Origin of the sequence: Ruegeria sp. HKCCD7255 (assembly GCF_013031565.1) — a bacterium.
GTDB lineage: Bacteria > Pseudomonadota > Alphaproteobacteria > Rhodobacterales > Rhodobacteraceae > Ruegeria.
This window is the reverse complement of sequence record NZ_WQAG01000038.1, coordinates 1-1,212: the sequence shown is the minus strand read 5'-3', so window position 1 is coordinate 1,212 and position 1,212 is coordinate 1. Positions and strand designations below refer to the sequence as shown.

Sequence of the window (1,212 nt, the reverse complement as noted above, 5' to 3'; positions counted from 1 at the left end):
GACCAGTGCATCCAAATCCCAAATGTCAGCGCTGCTTTGATCGATTTTCAATGCTCAATCTGATAGAAATACGACGGGTTTGCGTCGCTATCCTGCTTCGGCAAATGAAACTCGTGAGGTTTGACAAGCTTGAGCAGGTCGAAAGCAGTGTTCTCGGGTCCAAAAACAGGTTATTTAGGCTGACCACGTCGGCCGATAGCTCTAAGCCCAAAGCAGTCAATTGGCAGAACAGTATCCTATCCGAAAATTGACTCTAAGCTTCTGGATCGCTTGAAGTTTTATCGAGCTCAGCGAGTTCTTCCCAAAGGCGTTCAGGGATAGACCACTCTGCCCATTCCATCGCCTGTTGAACATGCTGAGGCCATGTCACCCCGCAAACCGTTGAAGTAATGTCGTCGTTTTTCAAAGAGTATTGCAACGCAGCCGCTCCGACTGGGACATCGTAGTGCCCGCATACCTCTTCAACAGCACGTATTGGCGCAAGTACTTCATCATCTGCGGGTCGATACACATAAAAGCGATGGATCGCGCTGCCTCGGGCAAGTGCACCTCCGGAATAAGGTGCTGCGTTCAATATTGAAACGCCTCGTGATTTCGCGAGTTCTATCAGAGGTGCTGCGTTATCGTTCACTAGCGTATGTCTGTTGTGTGTCAGGACCACGTCAAAATCCCAACCCTCCAAAATTGGCATCATTAAGTCGATACGTCCCGCCGCGATTCCGACCGCCTTTGCAAGACCTTCCTCCTTGATACGGAACAACTCTTCAATCGCGCCACCTCGTCCTTTGACCTCAGATAGGTCATTTGCATATTCGACATCGTGGACGTGGAGTATATCAACGCTGTCGACGCTTAGGGCCGCGAGACTTTCCTCGACTGATCTACGCGCTTGAGAAGCATCAAAAGCACCGGTTTCCATGTCCCGGTCGATTTTGGTGGAAAGCACCTGACCGTCTGGCCAACCACCAAGCTCACGAATGACTTTTCCTATGCGCTCTTCACTTCGTCCCATGGCATAGCAACGGGATGTGTCCAGGAACGCATTTGGCTGCGAAAGAATTGCCCGAATTGTATCAATCGCGCGGTCTTCCTCAACTTCATACCCATAGATTTCCGGGATACTTCCCAACCCCGTCGATCCAAACCCGATGCGAGGGACCCGTATACCTGTCTTACCAATTTCGCGTAGCTCTGCCATGCCAACCTCCCAAT

At 50.8% G+C, this 1,212-nt stretch carries 1 protein-coding gene; it reads right to left on the bottom strand.

The window, feature by feature from the left end:
* Nucleotides 1-253 precede the first annotated feature (253 nt).
* A partial coding sequence (locus GOX45_RS21915) for an aldo/keto reductase (RefSeq protein ID WP_371809010.1) occupies nucleotides 254-1,212 on the bottom strand: 959 nt, incomplete at its 5' end.